At 63.8% G+C, this 26,360-nt stretch carries 26 protein-coding genes; 12 read left to right on the forward strand and 14 right to left on the reverse strand.

Features of this window, described 5'->3' with window-relative positions:
* Window positions 1-138: 138 nt before the first annotated feature.
* The 3 genes from M511_RS09125 (at window position 139) to M511_RS09135 (ending at window position 3,298) form a co-directional block, all read left to right on the forward strand.
* Window positions 139-1,590 (forward strand): aldehyde dehydrogenase family protein, encoded by a 1,452-nt coding sequence (locus M511_RS09125; protein ID WP_085501992.1) that lies wholly within the window; start codon window positions 139-141, stop codon window positions 1,588-1,590.
* A gap of 85 nt (window positions 1,591-1,675) precedes the next feature.
* The gene (locus tag M511_RS09130) at window positions 1,676-2,413 is read left to right on the forward strand and encodes an SDR family oxidoreductase (protein ID WP_010391958.1); all 738 of its coding nucleotides are present in this window, start codon (window positions 1,676-1,678) and stop codon (window positions 2,411-2,413) included.
* Window positions 2,414-2,455: 42 nt separating this feature from the next.
* On the forward strand, window positions 2,456-3,298 hold the full coding sequence (locus M511_RS09135) for an ureidoglycolate lyase (protein WP_085501993.1): 843 nt from the start codon (window positions 2,456-2,458) through the stop codon (window positions 3,296-3,298).
* 15 nt (window positions 3,299-3,313) lie between these two features.
* Here M511_RS09135 and M511_RS09140 read toward each other — a convergent pair whose 3' ends face one another.
* From M511_RS09140 to M511_RS09180, 9 genes are all read right to left on the reverse strand, one after another.
* A complete protein-coding gene (locus tag M511_RS09140; RefSeq protein WP_010391955.1) occupies window positions 3,314-4,039 on the reverse strand; it encodes a GntR family transcriptional regulator in 726 nt (241 codons plus the stop codon).
* A gap of 42 nt (window positions 4,040-4,081) precedes the next feature.
* The gene (locus M511_RS09145; RefSeq protein ID WP_085501994.1) at window positions 4,082-5,086 is read right to left on the reverse strand and encodes an aldose epimerase family protein; all 1,005 of its coding nucleotides are present in this window, start codon (window positions 5,084-5,086) and stop codon (window positions 4,082-4,084) included.
* Complete coding sequence (locus tag M511_RS09150) at window positions 5,086-5,928, reverse strand: SMP-30/gluconolactonase/LRE family protein (RefSeq protein ID WP_010391953.1); 843 nt, start codon at window positions 5,926-5,928, stop codon at window positions 5,086-5,088. The genes M511_RS09145 and M511_RS09150 overlap by 1 nt, the downstream gene beginning before the upstream one ends.
* Window positions 5,925-6,527: a 2-dehydro-3-deoxy-6-phosphogalactonate aldolase gene (locus M511_RS09155; RefSeq protein WP_085501995.1), complete on the reverse strand. Its 603-nt coding sequence runs from the start codon at window positions 6,525-6,527 to the stop codon at window positions 5,925-5,927. Before M511_RS09155 ends, M511_RS09150 begins: the two co-directional genes overlap by 4 nt.
* Window positions 6,524-7,441: a 2-dehydro-3-deoxygalactonokinase gene (locus tag M511_RS09160; RefSeq protein WP_085501996.1), complete on the reverse strand. Its 918-nt coding sequence runs from the start codon at window positions 7,439-7,441 to the stop codon at window positions 6,524-6,526. The genes M511_RS09155 and M511_RS09160 overlap by 4 nt, the downstream gene beginning before the upstream one ends.
* Window positions 7,438-8,622: a multiple monosaccharide ABC transporter permease gene (gene mmsB, locus M511_RS09165; RefSeq protein WP_085501997.1), complete on the reverse strand. Its 1,185-nt coding sequence runs from the start codon at window positions 8,620-8,622 to the stop codon at window positions 7,438-7,440. Before mmsB ends, M511_RS09160 begins: the two co-directional genes overlap by 4 nt.
* Complete coding sequence (gene mmsA / locus M511_RS09170; protein ID WP_085501998.1) at window positions 8,615-10,189, reverse strand: multiple monosaccharide ABC transporter ATP-binding protein; 1,575 nt, start codon at window positions 10,187-10,189, stop codon at window positions 8,615-8,617. The genes mmsB and mmsA overlap by 8 nt, the downstream gene beginning before the upstream one ends.
* Window positions 10,190-10,254: 65 nt before the next feature.
* Window positions 10,255-11,319, reverse strand: coding sequence for a multiple monosaccharide ABC transporter substrate-binding protein (chvE, locus tag M511_RS09175; RefSeq protein ID WP_029371206.1), 1,065 nt, complete (start codon window positions 11,317-11,319; stop codon window positions 10,255-10,257).
* Window positions 11,320-11,585: 266 nt separating this feature from the next.
* Window positions 11,586-11,891, reverse strand: a complete 306-nt coding sequence (locus M511_RS09180; protein ID WP_010391946.1) for a GNAT family N-acetyltransferase — start codon at window positions 11,889-11,891, stop codon at window positions 11,586-11,588.
* A gap of 592 nt (window positions 11,892-12,483) precedes the next feature.
* Between M511_RS09180 and M511_RS09185 the strand changes: the two genes are divergently transcribed.
* Window positions 12,484-12,804, forward strand: coding sequence for a DUF6280 family protein (locus M511_RS09185; protein ID WP_010391945.1), 321 nt, complete (start codon window positions 12,484-12,486; stop codon window positions 12,802-12,804).
* Window positions 12,805-12,874: 70 nt separating this feature from the next.
* Here M511_RS09185 and chrA read toward each other — a convergent pair whose 3' ends face one another.
* From chrA to M511_RS09200, 3 genes are all read right to left on the reverse strand, one after another.
* Window positions 12,875-14,086, reverse strand: a complete 1,212-nt coding sequence (gene chrA, locus M511_RS09190; RefSeq protein ID WP_085501999.1) for a chromate efflux transporter — start codon at window positions 14,084-14,086, stop codon at window positions 12,875-12,877.
* Between the two features lie 85 nt (window positions 14,087-14,171).
* Entirely contained in the window at window positions 14,172-14,888 is a 717-nt protein-coding gene (locus M511_RS09195; protein ID WP_010391940.1) for an LrgB family protein, read from the reverse strand.
* Window positions 14,885-15,238 (reverse strand): CidA/LrgA family protein, encoded by a 354-nt coding sequence (locus M511_RS09200; protein WP_010391938.1) that lies wholly within the window; start codon window positions 15,236-15,238, stop codon window positions 14,885-14,887. Before M511_RS09200 ends, M511_RS09195 begins: the two co-directional genes overlap by 4 nt.
* A 149-nt stretch (window positions 15,239-15,387) precedes the next feature.
* Between M511_RS09200 and M511_RS09205 the strand changes: the two genes are divergently transcribed.
* The 5 genes from M511_RS09205 to M511_RS09225 are packed head-to-tail and all read left to right on the forward strand — an operon-like array spanning window position 15,388 to window position 21,723.
* Entirely contained in the window at window positions 15,388-18,831 is a 3,444-nt protein-coding gene (locus M511_RS09205; RefSeq protein ID WP_085502000.1) for a chromosome segregation SMC family protein, read from the forward strand.
* A 46-nt stretch (window positions 18,832-18,877) separates the two neighbouring features.
* Window positions 18,878-19,330, forward strand: a complete 453-nt coding sequence (locus M511_RS09210) for a YbjN domain-containing protein (RefSeq protein ID WP_010391934.1) — start codon at window positions 18,878-18,880, stop codon at window positions 19,328-19,330.
* A gap of 11 nt (window positions 19,331-19,341) precedes the next feature.
* Window positions 19,342-19,782: a RidA family protein gene (locus M511_RS09215; RefSeq protein ID WP_010391932.1), complete on the forward strand. Its 441-nt coding sequence runs from the start codon at window positions 19,342-19,344 to the stop codon at window positions 19,780-19,782.
* Complete coding sequence (locus M511_RS09220) at window positions 19,782-20,537, forward strand: glycerophosphodiester phosphodiesterase family protein (protein ID WP_085502001.1); 756 nt, start codon at window positions 19,782-19,784, stop codon at window positions 20,535-20,537. The genes M511_RS09215 and M511_RS09220 overlap by 1 nt, the downstream gene beginning before the upstream one ends.
* Window positions 20,538-20,568: 31 nt before the next feature.
* A complete protein-coding gene (locus tag M511_RS09225; protein ID WP_085502002.1) occupies window positions 20,569-21,723 on the forward strand; it encodes a GNAT family N-acetyltransferase in 1,155 nt (384 codons plus the stop codon).
* Here the strand turns inward: M511_RS09225 and M511_RS09230 are convergent.
* Window positions 21,710-22,555: a TIGR02186 family protein gene (locus tag M511_RS09230; RefSeq protein ID WP_085502003.1), complete on the reverse strand. Its 846-nt coding sequence runs from the start codon at window positions 22,553-22,555 to the stop codon at window positions 21,710-21,712. The genes M511_RS09225 and M511_RS09230 overlap by 14 nt on opposite strands.
* Window positions 22,552-23,475, reverse strand: a complete 924-nt coding sequence (locus tag M511_RS09235; RefSeq protein ID WP_010391922.1) for a sulfite exporter TauE/SafE family protein — start codon at window positions 23,473-23,475, stop codon at window positions 22,552-22,554. Before M511_RS09235 ends, M511_RS09230 begins: the two co-directional genes overlap by 4 nt.
* 192 nt (window positions 23,476-23,667) lie before the next feature.
* On the opposite strand from M511_RS09235, the gene surE reads away from it, so the two are divergent.
* Genes surE through M511_RS09250 form a run of 3 tightly spaced genes read left to right on the forward strand, consistent with a single transcriptional unit; the run spans window position 23,668 to window position 26,312 of the window.
* Complete coding sequence (surE, locus tag M511_RS09240) at window positions 23,668-24,462, forward strand: 5'/3'-nucleotidase SurE (RefSeq protein WP_010391918.1); 795 nt, start codon at window positions 23,668-23,670, stop codon at window positions 24,460-24,462.
* 7 nt (window positions 24,463-24,469) lie between these two features.
* Window positions 24,470-25,120 (forward strand): protein-L-isoaspartate(D-aspartate) O-methyltransferase, encoded by a 651-nt coding sequence (locus M511_RS09245; RefSeq protein ID WP_010391916.1) that lies wholly within the window; start codon window positions 24,470-24,472, stop codon window positions 25,118-25,120.
* 31 nt (window positions 25,121-25,151) lie between these two features.
* Window positions 25,152-26,312, forward strand: a complete 1,161-nt coding sequence (locus tag M511_RS09250) for a LysM peptidoglycan-binding domain-containing protein (RefSeq protein WP_010391914.1) — start codon at window positions 25,152-25,154, stop codon at window positions 26,310-26,312.
* Window positions 26,313-26,360: the final 48 nt, after the last annotated feature.

Below are 26,360 nucleotides of genomic sequence, written 5' to 3' on the forward strand. Positions count from 1 at the left end.
CGTCAAGATAGTCATGCGTATCGGATTGTCCAACACGATCTTTCAAGTCGTGATAAAAATCGGGGCGGCTGCTGTGGCTTGCAGCCCGGCTGTCCGGGTGCCAGTCTGCTGGCCAATCGCAGATCAAGGGAGGCTCTCATGAGCGGACTTGCCGACAAGCGGAAATTTTACATCAACGGCGCCTGGGTTGCGCCCAGCCAGCCGCGCGATCTCGAGGTGATCGACCCCTCGACCGAAGAGCCGGTGGCGGTCATCAGCCTTGGCGATCAGGCGGATACCGATGCGGCGGTTGCGGCGGCCAAGGCGGCTTTCCCGGGCTGGTCCCGGACGTCTCCGGCCGAACGGCTGGCCTATGTCGAACGGATTCTGGAGATCTACCAGCGCCGCGCCTCTGATATGGCCGCCGCGATCACCGCCGAGATGGGCGCGCCGCAGGACATGTCGTTGAACGACCAGACCGCAGCCGGCAGCTATCATATCGAGACCTTCATCGAGGCGTTCCGCAACTTTGAATTCATCCGCCCGCTGGGTCCGCATGCCCCAAACAGCATGGTCGCGTGGGAGCCGGTTGGCGTTGTCGGGCTGATCACGCCGTGGAACTGGCCGATGAACCAGGTGACGCTGAAGGTGATCCCGGCGTTGCTTGCGGGCGATACCGTTGTGCTGAAGCCCAGCGAGATCGCGCCGCTTTCCTCGGTCGTCTTTACCGAAATCGTGGATGAGGCCGGGTTGCCTGCGGGTGTGTATAACATGGTGAACGGGGACGGCTTGGGGGTAGGGACCCAGCTTTCCACCCATCCTGATGTGGATATGATCAGCTTTACCGGCTCGACCCGCGCCGGGATTGCGATCACCAAGGCTGCTGCCGACACGCTGAAGAAAGTGGCGCTGGAACTGGGCGGCAAGGGTGCGAACCTGATCTTTGCCGATGCCGACGAAAAGGCGGTGGTGCGCGGGGCGCGGCATTGCTTTTACAACAGTGGCCAGTCCTGCAACGCGCCGACGCGGATGCTGGTCGAGCGTTCGTTCTACGAAACCGCGGTCGAGCAGGCCCGTAAGGTTGCCGAGGAAACCCAGGTCGCCAGCGCCCATCAGCCCGGCCGTCACATCGGTCCGGTGGTCAGCAAGCAGCAATGGGACAAGATTCAGGGTCTGATCCAGCAGGGCATCGACGAGGGCGCGCGTCTGGTCGCCGGTGGTCCCGGCCTGCCCGAGGGCGTCAATCGCGGCTATTTCGTCCGGCCGACCGTCTTTGCCGATGTGACCAATGAGATGACCATCGCGCGGCAAGAGATATTTGGTCCGGTGCTGTCGATCATCCCATTTGACAGCGAAGAAGAGGCGGTCGAAATCGCCAATGACACGATCTATGGGCTGACGAACTATGTTCAGACGCAGGATGGTGCCCGTCGCAACCGACTGGCACGCCAGCTGCGTGCCGGCATGGTCGAAATGAATGGCCAGTCGCGCGGGCGTGGCGCGGCCTTTGGCGGGGTCAAGGCTTCGGGCCGGGCGCGTGAGGGTGGTGTCTGGGGGCTCGAAGAGTTCATGGACAGCAAGCAGATCAGCGGCTGGGACCCCGAGGCCTGATTCCCGCGCCTTTGCCCGAGCGGCCCTTTTCCTGGGCGGATGTTGTCGCTAGCATCCGCCCACGACGGGAAAAGGGGGGCATGCGATGAAAACGATCCTGATTACCGGCGGTGGCAGCGGCATTGGTCGGCTTACCGCCCGACGGTTTCTTGATGGGGGTTGGAAGGTCGGGCTGATCGGCCGACGCGAGTCGGCTTTGGCCGAGACGGCGGATGGCCATCCTGATGCGCTGATTCTGCCCTGCGACGTGACGGATGAGGCGGCGGTCGATGCCGCCTTTGCCCGTGCGGTGGCCGAATGGGGGCGACTGGATGTTCTGTTCAACAATGCAGGCGCGATCCTGATTTCGCGCCTGATCGACGAAATTTCCTGGCAGGACTGGCAGGGCGTTGCGCGGGTCAATATCGACGGTATGTTCCTGTGTGCCCGTGCAGCTTTTCGCCAGATGCGGCGGCAGGACCCGATGGGCGGGCGGATCATCAACAACGGCTCGATTGCTTCCGAGGCGCCGCGCCCCGGTTCGGTTCCCTATACGGTTTCCAAACATGCGGTGACGGGGCTGACGCGGACGCTGGCGCTGGATGGGCGGCCCTTTAACATCGCCTGCGGTCAGATTGACGCCGGCAATGCCGCGACCGAGATGATTACGGGTGTGGCGACGCAGGGTGCGCCCCAGGCCGATGGCTCGATCCGGCCCGAACCGGTGATGGACGCGGCGAATGTCTCTGAGGCGGTGTTTCATATGGCGAACCTGCCCGAGGGCGCAAATGTCCTGCATATGACTGTCATGGCGACCAACATGCCCTTTGTCGGGCGCGGTTGATACGCCGCCCGAGCCATAGGCGAACAAGCGAAAGGATCAGCGATGAAACTGCTGCGCTATGGCCCGGCGGGTCAGGAAAAACCGGGGCTTCTGGATGCCGAGGGGCGTATTCGCGACCTTTCGGCCCATATCGCCGATATCTCGGGCGAGGTGCTGGGCCCCGATGGGCTGGCGCAGTTAGCGGTGCTGGATCTTGACGCGCTGCCCATCGTGTCGGGTCAGCCGCGCCTTGGGCCCTGCGTCGGCCATGTGCCGAAATTCGTGGCTATCGGGCTGAACTATGCCGATCACGCGGCCGAGGCCGGTTTGCCAGTCCCGGCCGAACCGGTGGTGTTCAACAAATGGACCAGCTGCATCATTGGCCCGGATGATGATGTGATCATTCCGCCCGGCGCGCAAAAGACCGATTGGGAGGTCGAGCTGGGTGTCGTCATCGGCGCGCGCGCAAGTCAGGTGTCCGAGGCGATGGCGCTGGAACATGTCGCGGGTTATTGCGTCGTCAATGACGTGAGTGAGCGCGAATGGCAGGCCGAACGCGGCGGCACCTGGGACAAGGGCAAGGGTTTTGACACCTTTGGCCCCATCGGCCCGTGGCTTGTCACCCGGGACGAGATCCCCGATCCGCAGGCGCTGGACCTGTGGCTTGAGGTGGACGGGGTGCGCCGCCAGCATGGCTCGACCGCGACGATGATCTTTGGCGTGGCCGAGATTGTTGCCTATTGCTCGCGGCTGATGACGCTGATGCCGGGGGATGTGATCACGACCGGCACGCCCCCGGGTGTGGGCATGGGCGCGAAACCCCCGGTCTTTCTGCGCGGCGGCGAGGTGATGCGGCTTGGTATTTCAGGCCTTGGCGAACAGTCCCAGAGGGTACGGCGCTCGTGACAGGCCGGGCGCGGCTCAGCTTTCAGCGGCGAGGGTTTCGGCCAGCGTGTCGGTTTTGGTGAAATAGTTCGGAGACAGGCGCAGCACGCCCGGCAGCTCCATCAGTACCCGGCGCAGGTGGTCGCGGATCGCGGCCTCGGCCCGGTCGGGGTCCTGGGCGGCGATGGCCTGGGCGATCTCCCGGTGCTGGGCCAGCATATCGTCCTTGGGCGTCATCGCCGCCAGCAGGTGGCGGGCACGGTCCAGATGCACCTTGAGCTGCTGCAGATGGTTCCAGACCATCACCTTGCCCGAGATCCGGGCCAGCATGGCGTGAAACTCTTCGTCAAGCTGGGCGAGGTTGGCGGGGTCGGTTTCGGCCTCGTGCCGCGCGATCTGGGCGAAAAGCGCCTCGTGATCCTGCGGCTGGGCGCGGGTCGCCGCCAGCCGCACGATGTCGGATTCCAGCGATTCGCGAATAAAGCGAGTACAGAGCACCCATTCCATATCAATGCGGGTGACAAAGGTGCCGCGCTGGGGGCGGATCTCAAGCAGGCCCTCTCCGGCAAGGCGGATGAAGGCTTCTCGCACCGGCTGGCGGGAAAGCTCGTATTGATCGGCGATTTCCTGTTCGGACAGGCGCGTCCCGGGCGGCAGTTCGCCGCGAATGATGCGTTTCCGCAGCCGGATCTGTAGCTGCACCGCAAAGGGCGCCTGCACGAAAGGCTCGGAATAGGCGTTTATAATCGGTGCAGGGTCCATGGCTCCTCCCTGTCCCGCATTAGGGGCTTGGTTGATGTAAGGTCAAGCTACCCTGCCACGAAAGCTCATGACCGTGGTTTGGCGGTAAAGCCGCCCCGGCTCTAACCGCGCCGAGGGATAATCGGCGTGGTTCGGTGCGTCAGGCCATATCTGCGATTCCAGCGCGACCCCGGCATGACGGTCATAGGGCCTGCCGCCGTGGCCCGGCGCCCCGGGGGACAGATGTTCAGCGGTATAGACCTGCAGGCCCGGTTCAGTCGAGCTAAGGTCCATACTCAGCCCACCTGCCTGCAGGGTTGCGACCTTGCGCGGCAGGACATGGCGCTGGTCCGACAGGCAAAGATTGTGGTCGATGCGCGGCCCGCCCAGCCTTTCCCCCAGACGGGTGGGGTTCTGGAAATCCAGATGGGTGCCCTGAACAGATGCGGGCGCACCAAGGGGAATCAGGTCATCATCCACCGGCAGATAGGTCGCAGCGGGCACGGACAGGCGGTGATCGGCAATCGTATCCGAGCCGTCGAGGTTGAAATAACTGTGCTGGGCAAAGTTGCAAAAGGTCGTGTCGTCCGATGTGGCCAGAATGGTCAGCATCAGGACCGGTCCTGGCAGGATCGACCAGGTCGCCCGAATCAGCATTGCCCCCGGAAAGCCCATGTGGCCGGCAGGCAGGTGATCGGCCATCGCAACCGAGCTTTTGTCCCAGTCGGCAAGTATCCAGTTGCGGGTGCCGCAGCCGTCATGGCCGCCGTGCAGCATGTGGCGACCGTCCTGATTGCGGTCAAGCTGCAGCTTTTGCCCGTCAAGGACGGCCCGGCCATGGGCGATGCGGTTGGCATAGCGCCCGACCACGGCCCCGAAATAGCGCCCTTCGTCAAGATAGGGTTCAAGCCGGGGAAAGCCCAGCACCAGAGAATGCCCGATCCCGTCGAGCCGCAGTTCCTGAAGCGAAGCCCCAAGCGTGATGATCGAAGCCCTTAGCCCGTGCCCCGAGATTGTGACCTGCATGACCCTTTGCCCATCGGGCAGAGTGCCGAATTCGCTGGCCATCACGCGTGGACCCGTGGTTCGGCCCGCCCCCGTGCGTTGGGGGCCAACAGCCAGGTGCGACCATCATCGGGGCCGTGCCGGCCTTCGGCGGCGCTGGTGACGATCAGCCGCGTCAGGTCGGGTCCGGCAAAGACCGGGCAGCTTGGCTGGACGGCGGGCAGGGCCAGCTGTTTCAGCAACCGTCCGTCGGGCGCGTGGCAGGCGACCGTGCCGCTGCCCCAGCGCGCATTCCAGAACCGGCCCTGATCGTCGGTCACGGCCCCGTCGGGGAATTGATCGGTGCCGCTCAGGTCCAGAAAAACCCGTGCCTCGGCCAAGGGCCAGCCCTGCTCATCAAGGTCTTGCGACCAGACGACCTGGGCGGCGGTGTCGGCGAAATAGGCCAGTCGGCCATCAGGAGAAAAGCAGATCGCATTCGGAATCGACATGTTTCCCCGCAAAAGGCGCAACTCTCCGTCAAGATAGCGATAAATTGCGCCCTGGCCAGCCTGAGCGTTCCGCGCCATCGTGCTGATCCAAAATCCGCCGAAGGGATCGGCGCGCCCGTCGTTCGAACGGTTGCCGGGCCGGTCGGCCTCAAGCGCGATCAGCCGCTTTTGCTGGCCATTGCGCAGGTCAAACCGGATCAGCGCGCTTTCGCTTGCGATCAGCAACTGGTCGCGGCCGATCCACCCTGCGGCCGAGACCATTTCGTCAAAGCGCCATTCCAGTTCGGCCCCGTCCTGACGCGACAGCAGTCGCCGGCCAAGGATGTCGAACCAGAAAGGCTGGCCGCGTTCGGGGTGCCAGAATGCGCCTTCGCCCAATTCACAGATGCGAGGGTCAAAGACCTGCGCGCTCATGTCAGGGCCTGTAGTGCCGCCACCACCTCTCGTGCCCTTGCTGCGACTGTTTCGGGGGTGTCGCCGGGGCGATAAAGGGCGCTGCCGATGCCAAAGCCCTGCGCCCCCGCCGCGCGCCACTCGGCGAAATTATCAGGGCCGGCGCCGCCCACGGCATAGACTGCGACCTCGCTGGGCAGCACCTGCCGCAGCGCCTTCAGCGTTCCGGTTCCGGCCTGATCGGCGGGGAACAGTTTCAGCCCGGTCGCCCCGGCAGCGATGGCGGCAAAGCATTCGGTGGCGGTATAAACGCCGGGCCAGGCTTGCATCCTGCGCGAGCGCGCCTCGCGGATAACCGCCGGGTCGGTATTGGGCGAAACGATCATCCGCCCGCCGGCATCGGCGACTTGGGCCACTTGTGCGACTGTCAGAACGGTGCCCGCCCCGATTGTTGCCTGCCCTGCCAGCGCCGCCGCCATCAATCGGATGCTGTCGAGCGGCTGGGGTGAGTTCAGGGGCACCTCGATACGGTCGACCCCCGCTTCAACCAGAGCGCGACCAATGGGTAGGGCCTCCGCGGGGGTCAACCCGCGCAGGATGGCAATTATAGGCTGGTTCATGTGTTCTCCGGCAACGCTAAGCTGGCGGCGACAAGACCGGCAAGGACAAGGGCCGCGCCATCCTTTTGGCACGCCTTTGCGCCCGCTGCCAGCAGCAGATCTTCGTAAAGTTGTGCCAACCCTGCTGTGCCAATGATCACGGTTGAGTTACCTTGCCAGAGGTCGCGCGCTGCGGCGAGTTCGGCGCCGATCAGCAGGCCTGACAGCCGCCCCGCCGCCTGTTCCGGCGCAAGCCCCTGCAACAGCGCGGCGGCGCGCAGCGTGAAAAGCTGCGCGTTCGCGGCATGGGGGTCAGCCAGCGCCAACGCGCCGGCCCTGGCAAAGGCCGTGGCGTCGGGCTTTGCCGTCCCGATCGTCAGCCGCAGTACCGATTGGCCGGCGAGCAGAGAGAACAGCTCTCCGGTCAGGAAGGTGCGGAAACCAACGACACGCCCGCGCGCCAGCCGGACCCATTTGCAATGGGTGCCGGGCAGACAAAGCGTGCCGTCAAAATCCGGGTTTTCAGCCAGAAAGCCTGCGATCTGGGTTTCTTCGCCGCGCATGACATCGGGCGGATCGTTCTGTGACAGGCCGGGCAGGATGCGGACATCCAGCCGTGGATCAATAGCGGGGGCGTGAATGGCTTGCAACGGGTCAAGCGGGGGGCAGGGGATGGCGCGGTAGGCGGCTTCGGTCCAACCGCCCCGCGCGCCGACCATGCCGCAGGCGATGACCCGTATCCGACCCGAGGCGGGCAGCCAGTCGCTGACAAGATCAAGCAAGGCCGGCTCGAACCCTGCGGGGCTAAGTGCACCCATCCCCCTGTCCGAGGCCCGTGCCTCGACCGCTTGGGTCCCGCGCATGGCCCAGGTCCGCAGCCGGGTGGTGCCCCAGTCGACAGCGATCCAGTCGACAGCGATCCAGTCCGGGGTCACGTCTTGCTCTTGTTCGAGACGTCGAAGATCACGGCGGCCATCAGCACCAGCCCCTTGATGACCTGCTGATAGTCGATGCCGATACCCAGGATCGACATGCCGTTGTTCATCACGCCCATGATAAAGGCTCCGACCACTGCGCCGATCACCGTGCCGACGCCGCCTGCCATCGAGGCGCCGCCGATAAAGACCGCCGCGATCACGTCAAGTTCGAACCCGACCCCGGCCTTTGGCGTGGCCGAGTTCAGCCGGGCCGAGACTACGATCCCTGCCAGCGCCGCCAGCATCCCCATGTTCATAAAGGTCAGGAATACCACACGTTCCGAGTTGATGCCCGAAAGCTTGGCCGCCTTGGCGTTGCCGCCGATCGCATAGATGCGCCGCCCCAGCGTCGTGCGCTCAGAGATAAAGGCGTAAAGCGCGACAAGCACCGCCATGACGATAAAGACGTTGGGCAGACCGCGGAAATTCGCCAGCACCCAGCTGATCCACACCAGTGCCAGAAAGATCAGCGTGTTCTTGGCGGCAAAGAAGGCAAAGGGTTCATCCGCGATACCGACGGCCTCTTCGCGGCGGCGGGCCCGGATCTGTAGCCACAGGATCAATGCCGCCGCCCCCCAGCCAAGCAGCAACGACAGGGTGTGCGGTTTGTCGGGGCCAAAGATATCCGGGATGAAGCCCGAGGCGATCATCTGAAAGCCACGCGGAAAGGGGCCGATATTCTGGCCCTGCAGGATCCACATGGTCAGCCCGCGGAAAATCAGCATCCCCGCCAGCGTGACGATAAAGCTGGGGATTTTCCAATAGGCGATCCAATAGCCCTGAATGCCGCCGATAACTGCGCCTGCGGCAAGGCTAAGGACAACCACGACCGGAATGGGCAGTCCCAGCCGTACCACCATCAGCGCCGCCAGTGCCCCCACAAAGGCCGCGACCGAACCGACCGACAGGTCGATATGGCCCGCGACGATGATCAGCAACATGCCTACCGCCATGATGACGATGTGGCTGTTTTGCAGGAACAGGTTGGTCAGGTTGACCGGCCGGAACAGGATGCCGCCGGTGACCACCTGGAAAAAGGCCATAATGATGATCAGCGCGAACAGGATGCCATATTCGCGGATGTTGCGGCGGATGAAGCCGAACGTATCGCCGGAGCGTTCAGTGGTCGTGTCAGACATGTGCGGCCTCTGCCTCGATTTGCTCGGGGGTAACGTTTTCGTCGGTCAGGTCCTGGCCCGACCTGATGATGACCTGCATGATACGTTCCTGCGTGGCCTCTGCGGTCGGCATCTCTCCGACCAGACGGCCCTCGTTCATGATCAGGATGCGGTCGGTGATGCCCAAAAGCTCGGGCATTTCTGACGAGATGACGATGATCGACTTTCCAGCGGCGGCGAGGTCGCGGATGATCGTATAGATCTCGTATTTCGCGCCTACGTCGATGCCGCGCGTCGGCTCGTCAAGGATCAGGATCTCGGGCCCGGCGAAAAGCCATTTCGCCAGCACTACCTTTTGCTGGTTCCCGCCCGAGAGGTTGACGGTCCTTTGCTCGACCGAGGGCGAGCGGATGTTGATGCGCTGGCGAAAGTCGCGCGCGACCGCACCTTCGCGCTGACGGTCCACCACCCCCTGGCGCGAGATACCGGGCAAATTCGCCAGCGGAATATTGCGGCGGATCGTGTCCTCAAGCACGAGGCCCAGCGATTTTCGGTCCTCGGTCACATAGGCAAGGCCGGCCCTGATCGCCGCGGGCACCGTGGACAGATCGACGGGCTTGCCGTGCAGCGCGACCGATCCGGATCTGAACTCGCCCATCGAGCGGCCAAAAATGCTCATCGCCAGTTCGGTCCGGCCAGCGCCCATCAGTCCGGCGATGCCCAGCACCTCGCCGCGCCGCAGTTCAAAGCTGGCTTCTTTGACCAGCAAACGGCCATCGCGCGCGGGATCTGCAACGGTCCAGTCGCGCACCTGCATCACCACCTTGCCGATCTGAGGCTGGCGCGGCGGATAGCGGTCATTCATCGAGCGACCGACCATATCGCGAATGATGGCGGATTCATCGACCATACCGTCGTGATGTGCGACCGTCGCGCCGTCGCGCAGCACGGTGATACTGTCGCAGACCTGACTGATCTCGTTCAGCTTGTGCGAAATCAGGATCGCGGTCATCCCCTGTTTGCGGAACCGCTCAAGCAGCCGCAACAGCGCGTCCGAGTCATGTTCGTTCAGCGATGAGGTCGGCTCATCAAGGATCAGAAGATCGACTTTTTTCGACAGGGCCTTGGCAATCTCGATCAGTTGCTGCTTGCCCATGCCCAGCGTGCCGACCTTGGTCTCGGGGCTTTCTCGCAGCCCGACCTGGGCCAAAAGCTCGGCCGTGCGGCGGTTGGTCTCGCGCCGGTCGATGACGCCATGTCTTGCGATCTCGTTGCCAAGAAAGATGTTTTCGGCGATCGACATCTGCGGCACCAGCGCCAGTTCCTGATGGATGATGACGATGCCTTGCTCTTCGCTGTCCCTGATCGAGCGAAAGGCCATCGGCTTGCCGTTATAAAGGATATCGCCCTGATAACTGCCATGCGCATAGACGCCCGACAGCACCTTCATCAGCGTCGATTTTCCGGCACCGTTCTCGCCCACCAAAGCACGGATCTCTCCGCGCCGGATGGTCATGTTCACATTGTCGAGGGCTTTTACACCAGGGAATTCCTTGGTGATTCCCCGCATTTCCAGAATAGCGTCCATGGCCACCCCTTGCGGTCACGCCGAAGGCGCCGCCGCGAGAGGGTCCGCGACAGCGCCGGTTGGTGTCACTTCAGCTGGTCTTCGGTGTAATAGCCTGAACCGATCAGCGCCTCTTCGAGGTTCTTTCCGGTCACGGCCACCGGCTCCAGCAGGTAAGAAGGCACGGTCTTGACGCCGTTGTCATAGCTTTCGGTGTCGTTCACCTTGGGCTCTTCGCCCTTCATCATGGCATCGACCATGCTGACGGTGACTTTGGCCAGTTCGCGCGTGTCTTTGAAGATGGTCGAATACTGCTCGCCCGACTTGATCGACTTGACCGACTGGATTTCTGCATCCTGACCCGAGACGATGGGCATTTTCAGGTCGCCCGAGCCATAGCCGACCCCTTTGAGCGAGCTGAGGATACCGATGGACAGCCCGTCATAGGGAGACAGGACACCATGCACCTGTTTGTCGGTATAGTTTGCGGACAGGATGTTATCCATGCGCGCCTGAGCGGTGGCGGGGTCCCAGCGCAGGGTGCCAACCTTGTCCATGCCCATCTGTCCCGAAGGGATCACGATCGAACCGTCATCAATCAGCGGCTGGATGACCGACATCGCGCCGTCATAGAAGAAATAGGCGTTGTTGTCGTCCGGGCTGCCGCCAAACAGCTCGACGTTCCACGGCTTCACCTCCGGGAAACGTTCCTTGAGGCCGTCTACCAGAGTGGTCGCCTGCTCGACCCCGACCTTGAAGTTGTCGAATGTCGCGTAATAGTCGATGTCGGGCGTGTCGCGGATCAGCCGGTCATAGGCGATGACCTTGATATCGGCGGCTTTGGCATTGGCCAGCGCGTTCGACAGGGTGGTGCCGTCGATCGCCGCGATCACCAGAACGTTCACGCCCTTGGTGATCATATTCTCGATCTGCGCAAGCTGGTTCGGGATATCGTCGTCAGCATATTGCAGGTCGGTCTGGTAGCCCGCATCCTGGAACTGCTTGACCATATTGTTGCCGTCGTCGATCCAGCGCGCCGAGGTCTTGGTCGGCATCGAGATCCCGACCATGCCTTCGGCCACAGCAATGCCGGGCAGCGAAAGTGCTGCCGCCGAGGCCAGCGCCAGGGCGTATTTCCTGAGGTTCACCATCATTCCTCCCACTCCATTTGCCCGGGTGGCGGCTGCCTCCACAGCCGGGGTCCAGCCCGTGCCTTCCCCTTTCTGCGCGGGTGCAGGGCGGTCCTTTCGGGACGCATCCGCGACGCGGCGGTGGCCAGGCCACCTGCCTCCCCGCGAAGCTAGACATGGACGACATGTCCGTCAATTATTCAGAAAGTGAGTTTACATACCGGTACTGATATGTTTGTTTGCGCTAACATAGCAAAGCGTACAATGTGACGGCGCGTCAATCGCGGTCAGACCTCTGCCTGAAGGTCGGACCATTCGGGATGGCGCCTGAACTGGGCACGGACATAGGAACAGGCCGGGATGATGCGCAGGCCACGCTCACGGGCATCAGCGATCAGCCGCTGAACCATCGCTGAGGCCGCGCCGGTGCCGCGCATCGAGTCGGGGGCGTAGGTATGGTCGGCCACGATGATCCCCGGGCCGGCACTGCGCCAGGTCAGCTCGGCCTCGCCCTCGACCCCGGGCAAGGTGACGACGTAACGGCCTGAATTTCCTTGATCTTCATGCGCGACATGGATGGTTGGTTGCGCCATGTTGATTTCCCTGTCCTTGATAAAAAATTACGGGGAAACCTGATTCTGCCATATCGGCTGATTTCCCGTCATTGACTAAATCTACGCTAATTCTAGGCTTGCAAACCTGCGCTTGACCATAGCCGGAATAAAAACTGGCGGAATATCTGTTATGCGCAACCATTGCAGTAAGCTAAAGAATCGCTGATAATATCGTTGCGCGTTATTTGCAGACGGCGCAATTAATGGCGGGCAAGCCCGCATAATTCCACGACAGCTTTGACAAGCTTGCAGGAATTCCGCCTCGCGAGGCTTGAACCGTGGGGGTAAACGCCTATATCCACCCCCGTGTCCTTCGGAAACCCGATCACGCTTGCAGCGTTGTCAAGGGGGCCTGCGAACTTCCGCTTGTCGCAAGACCGTTGCTTTTGGCGGCTATTCTTTACATCCGCCGGGGTTTGCACAGTGTGCATGGCGGACATGCGGTGGGGGGCATACCGAATCATAGCCTGGATCGGCTAAGCCGACCAGCGCCGCCTGGAGGCAAGACCATTAAGCAGCCTTGGCATTGTTCAAGGTGCGGTGGCACCGCAAGAAAAACAGGATAACGATGATGCGCGATTTCGTGGATGGCTCGGCTTTCAACTTTGAACAAGGACAGCGGGCCCGCAAGCTTTTTGCTGCGGTTGTGCTGGCCGCGCTGGACGATGCGATCGCCGATGATAAAAAATACGGCAACGGGCCTGAACAAATTGCACGTTGGGCACGGTCGCGCGACGGTCGCGAGGTTTTGTCCTGCGCCGGAATTGATCCGAACGAACGCGTGGTGAAAGGTCTGATGGAATTCGTGGCCAAGGGTGTGCGCACCTCTGTCGCGCTGTCGCGCGAGGAAAGTGAGCGCCGCCATGCCGCAGAAGAGGCCGACGCCGCATAAGCGCGCCTTTCATTCCTACTGCGATGGGCCGTCCTGCGGGCGGCCTTTTTCGTTGGGTGATCGGGCCCGGTCAGGGGATCAGCGCCAGGGCGATCCCGCCAGGCACCGACAGGATCACCACGACCCATGGCGGCGATTTCCACGCTGTCAGCAGCACGAAACAGATCAGGGCCAGTGCGAAATCCCGCAGATCCCCGATGGCGCTGGAAAAGACGGGCGTGTAAAGGGCCGCGCCCAGGATACCGACCACGGCGGCATTCGCGCCCTGCATCAGCGATTGCGCCTGCGCTATTGATCGAAAGCGGTTCCAAAAGGGCAGGGCGGCGATCAGGATCAGAAATCCCGGCAGAAACAGAGCCAGCAACGCGAGAACGGCTCCGGTCAGGCCATTCGGCGCAGGTCCCAGAACAGCGCCGAGATAGGCGGCAAAGGTAAAAAGCGGCCCCGGCGCCGCTTGCGCCGCGCCATATCCGGCCAGGAACTGATCTGGTGTAACCCAACCAGTAGCAACCGTTTCGGCCTGCAAAAGCGGCAGGACGACATGCCCACCCCCGAACACCAGGGCCCCGGCGCGGTAAAAGCTGTCGATGACGGCCAGCGCCTGCCCTTGGGTCGCAAGCAGTGGCAAAAGGGTGAGCAGACCCAGAAAGGCAATCCCCGCCCCGGTCGCCAGTTTGCGGGAAACAGGCAGGATGGCGGGGCCATGGACCTTGGTCACTGTCCCCCGGCCCAGTGCCAGGCCAAGGATTGCGCCAATCAGGATTGCCCCGATCATCCCCAAGGCCCCTGGGACAAAGGCCAGCACTGCCACTGCGACGGCTGCAATCGCCGCGCGTTCTTTATCCGGGCACAGGTTGCGGGCCATGCCCCAGACAGCCTGTGCAACGATTGCTACTGCGACAATCTTTAACCCGTGCAGTGCGCCGTCTCCGACCGGGCCAGAAATGCTTGCCGCCGTCATGGCAAAGACCAGCAACACCAGCGCCGAGGGCAGTGTGAACGCGGCAAATGCTGCCAGCGCACCTGCCCAGCCCGCGCGCATCAGTCCCAGCGCAAAGCCGACCTGGCTTGAGGCCGGGCCGGGCAGGAACTGGCAAAGCGCCACCAGATCGGCATAGGCGCTGTCGTTCAGCCATTTGCGCCGCGTCACCAGCTCGTCGCGGAAATAGCCCAGATGGGCGATCGGGCCGCCAAAACTGGTCAGGCCCAGCTTCAGAAAGGCCGCAAAGACCTCGGCCGGCGTTCCTTGCCGGGGCGGTATGTTTGTCGGCTGATCTGTCATCCGGCCTCTCCGCTTTGATTGGCAGGGGCTATATCGCTGGCGCGTTTCCCGGATATGACATTCCGCGCAGAGGGCGCGGCAATCTTTACTGGAACAGATAAAGAGCGAGCGGCGCAATGATCGCGGTCAGCACCGCGTTCAGCCCCATGCCGATTCCGGCAAAGGCGCCGGCGGTCTCATTCACCTGAAAGGCGCGGGCAGTGCCGATGCCATGCGCGGCGACCCCCAGTGAAAAGCCGCGTGCCCGCCAGTCGGTGATCTTGAGCGCGTTCAGCAGTGGTGTTGCTATAATCGCGCCAAAAATACCGGTCACCAGCACCAGAACGGCGGTGATGGTCGGCTCTCCGCCCAGACCTTCGGCGATGCCGATGGCAACAGGTGCTGTGGTGGATTTGGGGGCAAGGCTTGCCAGCATCACCTCGGACAGGCCAAAGGCCTTGGCAATCGCCAGCGCCGAGACCACTGCAGTTATCGACCCCGCCAACAGTGCCGCAATCAATGGCAGCAGTGCCTTTTTGACCCGGTGGAGGTTGTCATAAAGCGGCATCCCCAGCGCCACCGTCGCCGGGCCCAGCATGAAATGCACGAACTGAGCGCCTTCGAAGTAGGTTTGGTAGCTGGTGCCGGTCACCCCCAGCACGCAGGCCAGGATAATCACCGCACACAGGACAGGGTTCGCCCAGCTTTGCCGGCCCATGGCGCGAAAGAAGGTATCGCCCGCCCAATAGGCCAGCAGGGTCGCCGTCAGCCACAAAAGCGGGCCTTCGGTCAGATAGCTCCAGATCAGGGCTGCGTTTGTCATTCCCTGGGTCCGCCCATCCACTTAACCACGGCACAGAATACAAGCGCCCCGGCAGCAATTGCTAATGCGGTCGATACCGCCAGCGCCACCGCCACGGCTAACCCATCGCTGCGGAACTGTCCCAGATGCGCGATCACACCGACACCCGCAGGGACAAAGAACAGCGACAGATGCCCAAGGATCCCGTTCACAACCGGGCGCAGCAGTTCAGCCAACGCCGGGCGCAGACTGCACGACAGCACCAGCAGCAGCAGCCCCAGAACCGGCCCCGGCAACAACAGGTCCAGACTGCGGGTCGCGATCTCGCCCACAAGTTGAAAGATCAGAATGATGGAAAGCGCTGGAATCATGGCGCCAGATTAACACCAGTTTTCCCGGCGTGAACCAGAATCTTGTGGATAGATCGGTTAAACCCCGCGATATATGGGGTTTGTGTTGACTTGTTGGCCGGTATTGCCAAAAATCCCCAGCATCTGGATGACCCTCAGGGACCCCCCTTTTGCGCTTTGACCGCCTGCGCCTCAATGGTTTCAAAAGCTTCGTGGATCCGACCGATCTGGTCATCCGCGAGGGCCTGACCGGTGTGGTCGGGCCGAACGGCTGTGGCAAGTCGAACCTGCTTGAGGCATTGCGCTGGGTCATGGGCGAAAACCGTCCCACCGCCATGCGCGGCGAGGGGATGGAGGATGTGATTTTTGCCGGCACGGCCCGCCGCTCGGCCCGCGCCCATGCCGAGGTCACGCTGACCATCGACAATAAGGACCGCCTTGCCCCCGCCGGGTTGAACGACAGCGATGCGCTGGACATCACCCGCCGCATTACGCGCGATGCGGGCTCGGCCTATCGCATCAATGGCAAAGAGGTGCGGGCGCGCGATGTGCAGATGCTGTTTGCGGATGCCTCGACCGGGGCGCATTCGCCGGCTCTGGTGCGTCAGGGGCAGATTTCCGAACTGATCAACGCCAAGCCCAAGGCCCGCCGGCGGGTGCTGGAAGAGGCGGCAGGGATCTCGGGCCTTTATCAGCGTCGGCATGAGGCCGAGCTGAAGCTGAACGCGGCCGAGGCGAACCTGACCCGTGTCGACGACACGCTGGACCAGCTTTCCAGCCAGGCGGCGAGTCTTGCCCGTCAGGCCCGTGCCGCCGCCCGCTACCGCGAAATCGGCGCTGCTTTGCGCCGGGCCGAGGGGATGTTGCTTTACCGGCGCTGGGCCGAGGCAGACCGTGCCAGGGCTGCGACCGCCGAGGCGCTGCAGGCTGCGATCCGCGCCGCTGCCGAGGCCGAGGGTGCCGCCCGCCGCGCCATTGCCGCCCGGCAAGAGGCCGAAGAGAAACTGCCCCCCCTGAGGGAAGAGGAACAGGTTGCCGCCGCGATCCTGTCCCGCACCGTCGTTGAGCGCGAAGCTTTGGATGAGGCCGAGACCCGCGCGGCGCAAGCGATCCAGACGCTGCTGGCGCGCATCGCCCAGCTTGACCGCGATATCGAGCGCGAGGCGGCGCTGAACCGCGACGCTGGCGAGGTGATCGAGCGGCTGGTCTGGGAAAAACGTGAGCTGGAAAAGGCCGGACAGGGCCATGATGAGCGGTTGCAGGCCGCGGCCGATGTTGCCGATGAGGCCGCCGAGACGCTGCGCGAGGTCGAGGCCAAGCTGGCAGAGCTGACCGACGAATCCGCCCGTATCGCCGCCCGTCACCAATCGGCCGAGCGGCTGGTTCACGATCTGCGCCAGATGCAGGAACGCGCGACCCGCGCTGCGACTGAGGCTGAAACCGCCGCTGTCCGCGCCGCTGAAACCGGTGCCGAGGCCGAGGCCGCCCGCGAGGCTGCCGAAGAGGCCCAGGAAGAAGCCCGCGCCTGCGTCGAAGTCGCCGAAGAGGGGCTGGCCGAAGCTGAGGAAACCCGCGCTGCGCTGGAGGCTGAGGAGTCTGCCGCCCGCTCGGCCCGCGCCGAGGCCGAGGGCGAAGTTTCGGCGCTGAAAGCCGAGGTGGCGGCGCTGAAACGGCTGGTCGAACGCGGGCAGAGCAGCGATTCTATTCTGAATCTGGTCCGCGTCGGGCGTGGCTATGAAACTGCATTCGGCGCGGCACTGGGCGACGATCTGGGCGTCGGACTGGCCGAGGATGGCTCGGGCTGGCACCTGCTGCCGGGCTATGACGCGCCGCAACCTCTGCCCGATGGGGTCGAGGCCTTGGCGCCCCATGTGGACGGGCCTGCCGCCCTGGCCCGCCGTCTGTCGCAGGTCGGGCTGGTCGCCGATGTGACAACAGGCGTGGCCCTGCAGGCGCAGCTTGCCCCCGGTCAGCGGCTGGTGACCCGGGAAGGTGACCTTTTCCGCTGGGACGGGATGCGGGTGATGGCGGGCGAGGCCGCATCTGCGGCTGCATTGCATCTGCAAAAGGTTAACCAGCTTGCCGAAATGAGCGCGCAAGCCGAGGTGGCGCAGGCCCGCGCTGATGAGACCCTGTCCGCGCATGAGACGCTGCGCGCCCGCTATCTGGCGGCGACCGAGGCCGAGAAACGCGCCCGCGACGCAAGGCGCGAGGCCGAGCGCGGACTGTCCGACGCTGTCCGGGCCGTAACGCGTGCCGAATCCGAGCTTGCCATGGCGCAAAGCCGCGCCGAATCCGCCCGCGCCGAACTGGCGCGCAACCGCGAGGACGCGCTTGACGCCCGCACCCGGCTGACCGAGGCCGAACGGGCGTTGGCCGAACTGCCCGACCGAGGCGCGGCGGCTGCGGCGGTCGAACATGCCCGTACCGCTGTCGAGGCTGCGCGCATCGCCACCCTGACCCGGCGCGGCGCGCTTGAGGAACTGCGGCGCGAGGCCAATGCCCGCATCAGGCGTCTGCAGGAAATCGCCAAGGAGGAATCGGGCTGGCGTCTGCGGCTGGATCAGGCAGGTACCCGCGCCGCCGAGCTTGCTGCCCGCCGCGAAGAAACCGCCCTTGAACTGGAAGAGGCCGAGGCCCAACCCGAAATCCTTGCCGGGCGTCGCAGTATTCTGATCGACGCCGAAGCTCAGGCCGGGGCGCGGCTTGCCCGGGCCCGCGATGCGCTGTCAGCCGCCGATCAGGCGCTGCGCCACGCTGCCGAGGCCGAGCGCGAGGCGGAACGGGCGGCCTCAGACGCGCGCGAAACCCGTGCGGCCTGCGAGGCCCGCGCCGAAGCCTCGGTCACGGCCGAGGCGAATGCCCGAGCCCGCATTCATGAAGAACTTGAGGCCACGCCCGGGACGCTGCTGGAATCGCTGGGCGAGATCGACGAGATCACCCCCGATGCGCTTGAGGCCGAGATTGCCCGCCTGCGTCAGGGCCGCGATGCGCTTGGGCCGGTCAACCTGCGTGCAGATGAAGATAAGCGCGAGCTTGAGGCCGAGCGTGACCGCCTTGGCGCCGAAAAAGAGGACCTGACCGAGGCGATCCGCAAGCTGCGGCAGGGCATCGGCAGCCTTAACCGCGAGGGGCGCGAACGTCTGCTGGCGGCCTTTGACACGGTGAACGCCAATTTCGCCAATCTCTTTACCCATCTGTTCGGTGGCGGCGAGGCGCGGCTGGTGCTGGTCGAATCCGACGACCCGCTTGAGGCCGGGCTTGAGATCATGTGCCAGCCTCCGGGCAAGAAACTGTCGACGCTAAGCCTGCTTTCGGGGGGCGAACAGACGCTGACCGCGCTTGCGCTGATCTTTGCGGTGTTCCTTGCCAATCCCGCGCCGATCTGCGTTCTGGACGAGGTGGACGCGCCTTTGGACGATGCCAACGTCACCCGTTTTTGCGACCTGATGGACGAGATGACGCGGCGGACCGAGACGCGCTTTCTTGTGATCACGCACCATGCCGTAACCATGTCGCGCATGGACCGGCTGTTTGGTGTGACCATGGTGGAACAGGGCGTCAGCCAATTGGTCAGCGTGGACCTGAAGCGTGCCGAAGCACTGGTAGCCTGAGGCGCAAACCGTTAAGCAATCAGCTGTTCCCGTGACGGAGAAGAGTATGCGTACCTTGGTTTCCCTTGCGTTGGCGATGCTGCTGCAGGCACCTGTCGCACAGGCGCAGGTCCTGGGCGATCCCGATGTGATTCGCTTGTTGATGATGGACTTTGGTCTGCCGGTAGAGATGACCAAAGACGATTCCGGCGATCCGATGATCGAAAGCCGCATCGATGGCACCAGGTTTCAGGTCTATTTCTACAGCTGCGAAAAATCCTGCCAGTCGATCCAGTTCTCGGCTGGCTTTGACCTTGACGATCCGATGAACGCGACTAAGGCCAACCGCTGGAACCGGGACAAGCGTTTCGGCAAGGTCTGGCTGGACGAAGAGGGCGATCCCTTTATCGAAATGGACATCGGCCTTGCAGGCGAAGGTGTGGGACGCAAGAATTTCGAGGATACTCTGGACACCTGGCGCATCGTCCTCAGCGACTTCCGCGGGTTTATCGACTGGTAGGAGAAACAAGCATGTCCATCGAAACGAAACTGGCAGATCTGGGAATCACGCTGCCCGACGCGCCGGCTCCGGCGGCGAATTACGTGCCCTTTGTGATCACGGGCAACCTGCTGTTCGTTTCGGGGCAGATCAGCCCGGCCAAAGGCCGTCTGGGCGCAGATCTGGCTGTCGAAGAGGGCGCCGAGGCGGCGCGGGCCTGCGGTCTGGCGCTGCTGGCGCAGGCACGGGCGGCGCTTGGCTCGCTTGATCGGGTGACGCGCGTGGTCAAACTGGCTGGCTTTGTCAATTCGACCCCGGAATTCACCGACCAGCCCGAGGTTATCAACGGTTGCTCAAACCTGATGGTCGAGGTGTTCGGCGATCTGGGCCGCCATGCCCGCGCCGCCGTCTCGGCCCCGGCCCTGCCGCGCGGGGTCGCCGTCGAGATCGAGGCCGTGTTCGAGTTCGCATGATGAGTCTGCACCCGGATTTTCTGAACATGCCCATTGCCCATCGCGGGCTGCATGGGCCGGGCGTGCCGGAAAACAGCATGGCGGCCTTTCGCGCCGCTATCGCTGCGGGATATGGCATCGAATGCGACATCCAGCGCACGGCCGATGGCACGGCGCTGGTGTTTCACGACGACGACCTGCCGCGGCTGACCGGGGCTGAGGGTCCCGTTGGCGCCAAGGGCATGGATGATCTGTCGCAACTGCGCCTTCTTGGCACCTCGGAACCCATCCCGACGCTGGCAGATCTGCTTGCCGAAGTTGCAGGCCGGGTGCCGTTGCTTATCGAGATCAAGGACCAGAGCCTGCGTCTTTCCGATCAGGTCGGCGATCTGCAGGACGAAGTGGCGCGGCTTGTCTTGGCCTATGGCGGTCCGGTCGCGGTCATGTCCTTCAATCCTCATACGATCGCGGCCTTTCACGTCGCAGCGCCAGACGTGACGGTCGGTCTGACCACCTGCGACTATAAGGATGAGGAATGGGCCGTCGCGGGCGAGGCTGCCCTTGCGCATCTGGCCGCCATCGGTGATTTCGACCGGGTCGGTGCCAGCTTCATCTCGCATGACCGCAAGGATCTGGACAATCCGGCGGTGACGGCGCTGAAACAGCGCGGCGTGCCGGTACTGTGCTGGACCGTCCGTTCGCCCGAAGAAGAGGCAGCTGCCCGCCGCGTGGCCGATAACATCACCTTCGAGCGTTACTTGCCCGCAAGGCCCTGACAATCGTCGCGCCCGCCCCTATGTTGCTGCCATGAGCGAGCTTGCCGTTTCCGTCCTGCCCGCGATTTCCGGGATCAAGGCCCCTGAATGGGATGGCTGCGGGGCGGGCACCAACCCTTTCACCACCCATCGCTTTCTGTCGGCGCTTGAGCAGTCCGGCTCGGTCGGCGAGGGCACGGGCTGGCATCCGGCCCATCTGGTCGCCCGGCTGGATGGCAGGGTAGCGGGCGTTGCGCCCTGTTACATCAAGACCCATAGCCAGGGCGAATACATCTTTGACCACGGCTGGGCACAAGCCTATGAGCGGGCGGGCGGGCGCTATTACCCCAAACTGCAATGCGCGGTTCCCTTTACCCCCGTCACCGGGCCGCGGCTGATCGCGCCCGATCCGGCGGTGCAGCGTGGTCTTTTGGCCGGGATGGCGCAATTCGCGCAGCAATCGGGGTTGTCGGGGGCGCATGTCACGTTCTGTACCGAAGCCGAGGCCGGGTTGGGTGAGGCGGTCGATTTCCTGCCTCGCGCCAGCGAACAGTTCCACTGGCTGAATCAGGGCTATGACGGTTATGACGATTTTCTGGGCCAGCTTTCGTCTCGCAAGCGCAAGGCGATCCGCAAAGAGCGTGAGCGTGCTCAGGCCTTTGGCGGCACTATCCGCAGCCTGACCGGGGATGAGATCAGGCCCGGCCACTGGGACGCGTTCTGGACCTTTTATCAGGACACCGGCGGGCGCAAATGGGGGCGGCCTTATCTGACCCGGGCGTTTTTCGACATCCTGCATGACACCATGCGCGACGATTGCCTGCTGGTTCTGGCCGAGCGTGACGGCATCCCGATTGCCGGTGCGCTGAATCTGATCGGGCCGGATGCGCTTTACGGCCGTTATTGGGGCTGTATCGAGGATCACCCCTTTTTGCATTTCGAGCTGTGCTATCACCGTGCCATTGACTGGGCGATCAAGCATCGCCTGTCACGGGTCGAGGCCGGCGCACAGGGCGAGCACAAGCTGGCGCGCGGCTATTTGCCCAGCCAGACCCATTCGCTGCATTGGGTCGCGGACCCCGGCTTTTACGGTGCCATCGCCGATTATCTGCAGCGTGAGCGCGAGGCGGTGGACGAGGAAATGGCGGTCCTGACGGAACTTGGCCCGTTCCGGCGCGGCCAGACCGGTCCGCTCAGGTCCGCTTGATCAGCCGGAAGGCCGCCGATGCCGCCCAGCCTGCTGCCATTGCGATGGCAAGCGACATGATGCCATAGATAAACGGCTGTTCCAGGGCGAGGCGGTAAAGCCAGCGCTCCAGCCCGACCTTGCGTACGTCGATGGGTGCGCGGAACGTGTCGATTACCTTGCCGTCGCGCAACAGGAAAATGCGGGTGCTGTAGAACCCCTCGATCAGGTTCGCGGGCAGGCCGATATCGGCGCGAAACAGCGTCTGTTCCGCCAGCAGGACCGAGCCGTCATCCTGTCGGTAAAGGTCTGCGGCGCGACGCAGGCGGATCAGGGCCTCGGTATAGGGGACGACGTCCTCGACCTCGGTCGGTCCGGCAAAGGCCCGCATCGCCAGCGGGATCGAGATCCGGTAACGCTGGTCCTCTTCGGGCGGCAGGATCAGGTGCAGGGGCCGGGTCGTTGCCACGACATAGAAATTCGGGGCCGAGCCGATGTTCACGCGGCCGGTATTGACCCAGATGCCCAGCCGCCGCTCTTTGTGGCGGACGGTGACGGGGCGGTGTGGGCCCTCGACGGTTACGATCACATCAAGGGGCTGGCCGGGCGGGATGCGGCTTTCGCGTTTGACGGCGCCGTAGATGATGATCTCGGACCCGTCAAAGCTGGTGGTGATATCGATGTCGTCGCGCGACAGGCCCGCAACGATCCGCTCGGGCGTGGTCTCGGGCTCGGCCTCGATTGTGGCCGAGGTCGCGCCCTCTGCCGGGGTGGGTGGCGGGCTTTCCTGCGCCTGCAGGGGCAGGGCCAGCATCGCCAGCGCCAGAAGGGCGTGACAGGACTGCCGGATCATGCCTTGCCCCCTTGTGTGATCGAGTAAAGCTCATCCGGGCGCAGGAACAGATCCAGCGCCAGCTTGCCACAAACGCCCAGAACCAGCAGCGCCAGCAGAATGCGCAGCTGCTCGGCCCTCAGCCGTGCGCCAAGATGGGTGCCGACCTGTGCCCCGATCACGCCTCCGACGATCAGCAGCACTGCCAGCATCACATCGACGGTGTTCGACGACACCGCGTGCATCAGCGTCGTATAGGCTGACAGGAACGTGATCTGGAACAGTGAGGTCCCGATAACGACCTTGGTCGGCATGCCAAGCAGATAGATCATCGCCGGCACCATGATAAAGCCGCCGCCGACGCCCATGATCGCGCCAAGAACGCCGACCGCTGCGCCGACCATCAGCACCGGAATGGCGCTGATATACAGGCCCGAGGCGCGGAATTTCATCTTCAGCGGCCATTTGTGCACCCAGCCATGCTGGTGACGGCGCATGGGCTTGATCGGTCCGCTGCGGCGGGCGCGATGCAGGGCGCGCAGGCTTTCCTGCAGCATCATCGCGCCGATCAGGCCCAGGAAGATGACATAGCACAGCTGAACGACCAGATCGACCTGCCCCAGCCGCGACAGCAGGTTAAAAATCAGCACGCCCACCGAGGACCCGACCAGACCGCCCGCCAGCAGGACCCAGCCCATGCGGAAATCGACCGCCTTGCGTTTGACATGGGCCAGCACGCCGGAAAAGGACGAGGCCACGACCTGGTTTGCGCCGGTCGCCACCGCGATGGCTGGCGGAATGCCGATAAAGAACAGCAGAGGCGTGATCAGAAAGCCGCCGCCGACCCCGAACAGGCCCGACATCAGCCCGACGATGCCGCCCAGCCCGGTCAGCACCAGCGCATTGACCGCCACCTCGGCGATGGGAAGATAGATCTGCATGTCCTGCCCGGCCTTTTGCCTTGTTCCAATGCTGCCCCGAGCGCAGCCGCGCGTCAAACGCTTCCATGGCTGTTCCTGCGGGTTGTCGCAAGGCTGTGGCCCGGATAAGCATGCAAGATGAGGGCAAAAATGCCTCGGGCGCGGGCGGCCTTGCCGGGCAGGCCCGTCACGGCAGGTCGGACAGGAAAGAACATGCGTATTCTGATTACCAATGACGACGGCATCAACGCTCCGGGGCTGGAGGCGCTTGCCGCCATCGCGGCCGAGGTTGCCGGGCCCGGGGGTGAGGTCTGGACCGTCGCCCCGGCCTTTGAACAGTCCGGTGTCGCGCATTGCATCAGCTATGTTCACCCGACCCTGATCGCCGAACTGGGGCCGCGCCGCTTTGCCGCCGAGGGCACCCCCGCCGATTGCGTGCTTGCCGCGATTGCCGATGTGATGCGGGATAACCCGCCCGATCTGGTGCTCTCGGGGGTGAACCGCGGCAATAACTCGGGCGAGAACGTGATGTATTCGGGTACCGTCGGCGGCGCGATGGAGGCCGCTTTACAGGGGCTGCCCGCCATTGCCCTGTCCCAGTATATGGGCCAGCGCACCGCCACGCTTGATGACCCGTTCGAGGCGGCGCGCGTGCATGGACCGCGCCTGATCCGGCAGTTGCTGGAATATGGCGACTGGACCTCGGACGAGGATTTCCGCCTGTTCTATAACATCAACTTCCCGGCCTGTGACGCCGCCTCGGTCAAGGGCACGCGGGTTGCCCCGCAGGGCCGCCGGCGCGGCGTCCGTTTTGAGGTCGAGCCTTATCACGCCCCGAACGGGCGGCGGTTCCTGTGGGTTCTGGGCGGATCACAGACCGCACCCGCGACGCCAGACAGTGACGTTGATGCCAATATGCGCGATTATATCTCGCTGACGCCGATGCGGCCGGATCTGACCTGCCACAAGACCCTGGCCGAACTGCGTGGCGTTCTCGAAGAGGGCTAAGCAACAGATGAGCGACGATCCCGAGACTGCCGAACGCAAGATGCGCTTTTTATTCGCGCTGCGGCAGCGCGGGGTTACCGATCCGCGGGTACTCGAAGCGATGGAGCGCATCGACCGCGGCGAATTCGTGCGCGGCCATTTCGAAGACCGCGCCTATGAGGATACGCCCCTGCCCATCCCTTGCGGCCAGACCATCAGCCAGCCTTCGGTTGTCGGGCTGATGACCCAGGCGCTGGAGGTCGGGCCGCGTGACAAGGTGCTCGAGATCGGAACCGGCTCGGGCTATCAGGCGTCGATCCTGTCGCTATTGTGCCGGCGGGTATATACCATCGACCGCCATCGCCGGCTGGTGGCAGAGGCCGAGGCGCTGTTTCGCGACCTGGGCCTGACCAATATCACCACGCTGGTTGCCGACGGTTCGCGCGGGTTGCCCGAACAGGCGCCCTTTGATCGCATTATGGTGACGGCTGCCGCCGAGGATCCGCCGGGCCCGCTCTTGGCGCAGTTAAAGATCGGCGGTATTATGGTGGTGCCGGTCGGTCAGTCGGACGCAGTTCAGACGCTGATCCGCGTGCGCCGTGGCGAAAACGGTTTTGACTACGACGAATTGCGGCAGGTGCGTTTCGTGCCGCTGGTCGAGGGGTTGGGACAGACATGACCCCCGACCGTCCAGAGTGAGGAACGGGCAGATGATCAAGATCAGGCAGTTGGCATTGGTTGCCGGAACTGCGGTGACTCTGGTGGCTTGCGGGCCGCAGGGTGGCCTGGACTTCAGCAATTTCGATCCCGACCTGCGCGGCTGGGGCGGCGGGGGGCTGGACACCGCCGGCGCGGCCGCGCGCGCGCAGCCCAGACCGACGCCGGATCAGCGCGGGGTGATTTCCTATCCCGGCTATCAGGTCGCCATCGCCCGTCAGGGCGATACGGTGACCACCATCGCCGCACGGCTGGGGCTGAGCGCGGGCGAACTGGCCAGCTACAACGCGATCGACGCGAATACTCCGCTGAACCCCGGGGCGGTGGTTGCCTTGCCGCGGCGGGTTGCAGCAGGTGCGCCTGCCGCACCTGTCACCTCCTCGACCGGGCAAGTCACCGATCCCTTTGCCGGTCAGGGCGTCAAGCAGCCAGCGGTGCCCCCGGCAGAAGGAGGGGTGACTGCGCAGACCCTGCCGGCCTCGAGCCAACCCAAGCAGCACGTTGTTGCTGCGGGCGAGACGGCCTGGTCCATTGCCCGTAAATACAATGTCTCGGTCAATGATCTGGCCCAGTGGAACGGCCTGTCGCAGAATATGGCTTTGCGTACCGGCCAGCGCCTGCTGATCCCGGTCGTCGGTCAAAGCCGCCCTGCCAGCGGTGCCGTGACCGCTCCCGGTACCGGCAGTCCGACCCCGCGCCCGCCTTCGGCAGCCGAGCCGCTGCCAAAGGAGCAGACCAAGCCCGCCACCAGCAAGGTCGACACCCCCGCAAGCCCTGATCTGGGCAAGACGCGGACTGCTGCTTCGGGCAATGGCAAATTCCGTATGCCCGCCAATGGTTCGATCATCCGCACCTATGAGAAGGGCAAGAACGACGGCATCGACATTGCTGCCGCGCCGGGTAGCACCGTGACAGCTGCTGGCAGCGGGACGGTCGCCGCCATCACCCGCGATACGGATCAGGTGCCGATTATCGTTGTTCGGCACGACGGCAATCTGATGACTGTCTATGCCGGTCTTGATGATGTTACCGTCACCAAAGGGCAATCGGTCAGCGCAGGAGCCGCACTTGGCAAGGCGCGCAATCAGGGCGTGGTGCATTTCGAGGTGCGCAACGGTTTCGATAGCGTTGATCCCGAAAAATACCTGAACTAGCGGGCTCTGCCCGTTGTCGCAGTGGCCGCGCCTTAACGGCTGGCCGCT

This window comes from Paracoccus sp. J56 (assembly GCF_019633685.1).
Lineage (GTDB): Bacteria > Pseudomonadota > Alphaproteobacteria > Rhodobacterales > Rhodobacteraceae > Paracoccus > Paracoccus kondratievae.

Coding starts and splice junctions, on each gene's coding strand:
- M511_RS09250 (WP_010391914.1), top strand. CDS start 25,152: ATGATCAAGATCAGGCAGTTGGCATTGGTTGCCGGAACTGCGGTGACT.
- surE (WP_010391918.1), top strand. CDS start 23,668: ATGCGTATTCTGATTACCAATGACGACGGCATCAACGCTCCGGGGCTG.
- M511_RS09135 (WP_085501993.1), top strand. CDS start 2,456: ATGAAACTGCTGCGCTATGGCCCGGCGGGTCAGGAAAAACCGGGGCTT.
- M511_RS09220 (WP_085502001.1), top strand. CDS start 19,782: ATGAGTCTGCACCCGGATTTTCTGAACATGCCCATTGCCCATCGCGGG.
- M511_RS09235 (WP_010391922.1), bottom strand. CDS start 23,475: ATGCAGATCTATCTTCCCATCGCCGAGGTGGCGGTCAATGCGCTGGTG.
- M511_RS09130 (WP_010391958.1), top strand. CDS start 1,676: ATGAAAACGATCCTGATTACCGGCGGTGGCAGCGGCATTGGTCGGCTT.
- M511_RS09185 (WP_010391945.1), top strand. CDS start 12,484: ATGCGCGATTTCGTGGATGGCTCGGCTTTCAACTTTGAACAAGGACAG.
- M511_RS09125 (WP_085501992.1), top strand. CDS start 139: ATGAGCGGACTTGCCGACAAGCGGAAATTTTACATCAACGGCGCCTGG.
- M511_RS09155 (WP_085501995.1), bottom strand. CDS start 6,527: ATGAACCAGCCTATAATTGCCATCCTGCGCGGGTTGACCCCCGCGGAG.
- M511_RS09200 (WP_010391938.1), bottom strand. CDS start 15,238: ATGATTCCAGCGCTTTCCATCATTCTGATCTTTCAACTTGTGGGCGAG.
- M511_RS09150 (WP_010391953.1), bottom strand. CDS start 5,928: ATGAGCGCGCAGGTCTTTGACCCTCGCATCTGTGAATTGGGCGAAGGC.
- M511_RS09195 (WP_010391940.1), bottom strand. CDS start 14,888: ATGACAAACGCAGCCCTGATCTGGAGCTATCTGACCGAAGGCCCGCTT.
- mmsA (WP_085501998.1), bottom strand. CDS start 10,189: ATGGACGCTATTCTGGAAATGCGGGGAATCACCAAGGAATTCCCTGGT.
- M511_RS09210 (WP_010391934.1), top strand. CDS start 18,878: ATGCGTACCTTGGTTTCCCTTGCGTTGGCGATGCTGCTGCAGGCACCT.
- M511_RS09225 (WP_085502002.1), top strand. CDS start 20,569: ATGAGCGAGCTTGCCGTTTCCGTCCTGCCCGCGATTTCCGGGATCAAG.
- M511_RS09145 (WP_085501994.1), bottom strand. CDS start 5,086: ATGGCCAGCGAATTCGGCACTCTGCCCGATGGGCAAAGGGTCATGCAG.
- M511_RS09215 (WP_010391932.1), top strand. CDS start 19,342: ATGTCCATCGAAACGAAACTGGCAGATCTGGGAATCACGCTGCCCGAC.
- chrA (WP_085501999.1), bottom strand. CDS start 14,086: ATGACAGATCAGCCGACAAACATACCGCCCCGGCAAGGAACGCCGGCC.
- M511_RS09180 (WP_010391946.1), bottom strand. CDS start 11,891: ATGGCGCAACCAACCATCCATGTCGCGCATGAAGATCAAGGAAATTCA.
- chvE (WP_029371206.1), bottom strand. CDS start 11,319: ATGGTGAACCTCAGGAAATACGCCCTGGCGCTGGCCTCGGCGGCAGCA.
- mmsB (WP_085501997.1), bottom strand. CDS start 8,622: ATGTCTGACACGACCACTGAACGCTCCGGCGATACGTTCGGCTTCATC.
- M511_RS09245 (WP_010391916.1), top strand. CDS start 24,470: ATGAGCGACGATCCCGAGACTGCCGAACGCAAGATGCGCTTTTTATTC.
- M511_RS09140 (WP_010391955.1), bottom strand. CDS start 4,039: ATGGACCCTGCACCGATTATAAACGCCTATTCCGAGCCTTTCGTGCAG.
- M511_RS09230 (WP_085502003.1), bottom strand. CDS start 22,555: ATGATCCGGCAGTCCTGTCACGCCCTTCTGGCGCTGGCGATGCTGGCC.